The 2,681-nt window shown below is 63.1% G+C and carries 5 protein-coding genes; 4 read left to right on the top strand and 1 reads right to left on the bottom strand.

Annotated features, from left to right (window positions below):
- A partial coding sequence (hisF, locus tag B4F73_RS04105) for an imidazole glycerol phosphate synthase subunit HisF (protein WP_290482570.1) occupies nt 1-613 on the bottom strand: 613 nt, incomplete at its 3' end.
- 146 nt (nt 614-759) lie between these two features.
- Between hisF and B4F73_RS04100 the strand changes: the two genes are divergently transcribed.
- From B4F73_RS04100 to B4F73_RS04085, 4 genes are all read left to right on the top strand, one after another.
- Entirely contained in the window at nt 760-972 is a 213-nt protein-coding gene (locus B4F73_RS04100; protein WP_290482569.1) for a hypothetical protein, read from the top strand.
- Nucleotides 973-1,136: 164 nt separating this feature from the next.
- Entirely contained in the window at nt 1,137-1,337 is a 201-nt protein-coding gene (locus tag B4F73_RS04095; RefSeq protein ID WP_290482568.1) for a hypothetical protein, read from the top strand.
- 72 nt (nt 1,338-1,409) lie between these two features.
- The gene (locus B4F73_RS04090; protein WP_034813151.1) at nt 1,410-1,598 is read left to right on the top strand and encodes a hypothetical protein; all 189 of its coding nucleotides are present in this window, start codon (nt 1,410-1,412) and stop codon (nt 1,596-1,598) included.
- A gap of 176 nt (nt 1,599-1,774) precedes the next feature.
- On the top strand, nt 1,775-2,533 hold the full coding sequence (locus B4F73_RS04085; protein ID WP_051607648.1) for a GGDEF domain-containing protein: 759 nt from the start codon (nt 1,775-1,777) through the stop codon (nt 2,531-2,533).
- Nucleotides 2,534-2,681 lie beyond the last annotated feature (148 nt).

Below are 2,681 nucleotides of genomic sequence, written 5' to 3'. Positions count from 1 at the left end.
CCCCGCCACTGGCGATGACGGGAATGTTCACCGCGCCGGTGATTGCTTTCAACAGGGGCAGGTCGTATCCGGATTTGGTGCCGTCCCGATCCATGCTGGTCAGCAGGATTTCCCCGGCCCCGCGCGCCTCGGCTTCCCTGGCAAAGGCCACCGCGTCAATGCCGGTCTCTTTCCGTCCGCCATGGGTAAAGATTTCCCAATGGTCGCCCACGGCGCGCGCATCGATCGCCACGACCACCGCTTGCGACCCGGCTTTTGCTGCGCATCGCGCAATTACGCCGGGGTCAGCCACGGCGGCGGAATTGATCGCCACCTTGTCGGCACCCGCGCGCAACAGCGCCACCAGGTCTTCCGCGCTGCGCACCCCGCCGCCCACGGTCAGCGGCATGAAACATTGCTCCGCTGTTGCCGAAACAATGTCCATCAGCGTGCCCCGGCCCTCATGCGTGGCGGAAATGTCGAGAAAGCACAGCTCGTCCGCCCCCTGCGCATCATAGGCTTTCGCCAGCGCCACCGGGTCGCCCGCGTCTTTCAGGTCAACGAAATTGACGCCCTTGACGGTGCGGCCGTCCTTCACGTCGAGACAGGGAATGATGCGGGTCTTCAGGCTCATGAGGTGGGCTTTAGCGTCCACGCGCCCGGAAGGGAAGCGCCTTGCAGGTATGTAACGGAACAGGGGGCCGGGGCCACGCATTGATTGGGGGAATGCGATGGCAATTCTGCCGCGCATGAATAACGCGAACCACAGGAGACCCACCTATGAAACGCCGCAACCAATTGATGATCGCTGCTGGAGTCCTGAGCGCTGCAGGGGCCGCCTTTGCCGGCCAGAAATACGGCCGCAAATTCCTCCGCGAGCGCCGCCAGGATGAAAGCAACACGCAAGCCACGAACGGCGCAGACACATCCGGCCAGTTCCGCCAGCACAAGGGCGTCTCCAGCCCCCATGGCGATCCGGTCACCGCGCACTGATAGGCCAGACCGACAGATGAAACAGGGGCCGCAGCCTATGCGGCCCTTTTTCATGCATGCCATCCTGACAAGGGTTTCACTCAAGTCGCTGCGCCTCCTGTGCTATACTTCCTTCATGGCGGGCCTCCGCCCGCCCTCGCACCACAAAGCAAGGGAGACACGATATGAATCTTTCCAAAACCATGCGCCGGGCCGCCGACGCGGCCGCAACGCACCCGAAAGAAACCTTCCTGCGTCAGGGCCTGCGCCATGCGCGTCTCGGCGATAGCGAGTTTGATCGCGCCCCCGATGCGCCCGCGCTCTCGGACATCGCCCATGCCCTGCGCACACGCCGCATGATGCCGCCCGTGCTGGGCCGTCGCTAGGTGACATCGCGGAACCGGCAGGCGGTCGCGCGCATTGATAGGGTAATCCCATAACGCACAAGGAGCTCGCCCATGAAACTTTGGAAACAAGCCGCCATCGCCGCCGCAACCGCCGCCCTCACGGCTGGCGCTGGGCAAGTCGCCAAACGCGCGGCCCTGAACTTCATGGGCCGCCGCTCCCATAATGGCCCGCGCCTTATTCCGGCGGTGTCCGAACACGTCACCAGCGTGGCCAACAAGCCACGGCGCGCGGTGCGCTGAGCCCCCCTGTAATAACGACAACAGACCGGCCCCCCAACAGGGCCGGTCCTTTTTGTCCGCCCCCATCCTGTTGCTTAGCAGGGTCTTAACGGGACCGGCGCAATTTACGCGCCCAGTGAGCGGCAATCTTAACAGCGTTCTGCGAAAGGTCTCGTGTGGGAGGGGCGCTGTTGCGGATGCCTGATAGAAATATTGCCTGGGCCATACGGCTCGGCGTGCTGGTCACACTTCTGGTCTTGATGTGCGTTGTCACGCCCGTCTATCTCTGGATCCAGGCCTATGGCTCGATCAGCGGTCCGGCGGCGATGGCATTTGCCACGATCCTGCCTTTGATCATTTGCCCCACGCTCAGCTTCATCATGCTGCGCACCCGGCTCAGGATCTATCGCCTGGCAGAACAGAATTACAAGATCGCGCACAAGGACGAGTTGACCGGCCTGCCCAATCGCCGCGCCTTTTTCGAGGCCGCGCGCCAGCTCCAGACCCGCGCACATTTCGTCGGGCGGCCCTTCTTCTGTGCCATTGCCGACATCGACAATTTCAAGCGCGTGAATGATTCCCACGGCCATGATGTGGGCGACCATGTCCTGCGAGAGATCGCGGTCAGGCTGAACGCAAAAGTGCCAGAGGATTGCCTTGTCGCCCGTCTGGGCGGGGAAGAGTTTTCCATTGCGGGCATGTTCTCCAGCGAGGTCGTGGCCTATCGCGCGCTCGGTCGGCTGGTGCGGGATGTGGCCGCCGAACCGATCCAGACTCCGATAGGTGAGCTGACCGTCACGATCAGCCTCGGCTATTGCAAGGACCATGACAGCCGCGAAATCTCGACCCTGCTCTCGCGCGCCGACAAGGGGCTCTACGCCGCCAAACGCTTCGGCAAGAATCGCGCAATGAGCTTTGACCACCCCGACAGCGACCCGGAAATGTTCGCGGCCTAGGCTGCCTTTCCAAGCGCAGAAGCATTCCCACATTTCCAGTCCCCTCCCCCACTTCTCCGGCGCATGCCGGGGTTTCGTCCGGCTGGCTCCTTCTGGCTTCGGCAGGAGACGCCGGCCTGCGCCGAGGATACGGTTTGTGGGATAGAGA

The organism is Hyphomonas sp. UBA3601, from assembly GCF_002375605.1.
Lineage (GTDB): Bacteria > Pseudomonadota > Alphaproteobacteria > Caulobacterales > Hyphomonadaceae > Hyphomonas.
This window is presented reverse-complemented; position numbering and strand designations above follow the sequence as displayed.

Bases quoted from the DNA above. Each gene is read 5' to 3' on its own strand.
- B4F73_RS04085 (WP_051607648.1), top strand. From the start codon at position 1,775: ATGCCTGATAGAAATATTGCCTGGGCCATACGGCTCGGCGTGCTGGTC.
- B4F73_RS04100 (WP_290482569.1), top strand. From the start codon at position 760: ATGAAACGCCGCAACCAATTGATGATCGCTGCTGGAGTCCTGAGCGCT.
- B4F73_RS04095 (WP_290482568.1), top strand. From the start codon at position 1,137: ATGAATCTTTCCAAAACCATGCGCCGGGCCGCCGACGCGGCCGCAACG.
- B4F73_RS04090 (WP_034813151.1), top strand. From the start codon at position 1,410: ATGAAACTTTGGAAACAAGCCGCCATCGCCGCCGCAACCGCCGCCCTC.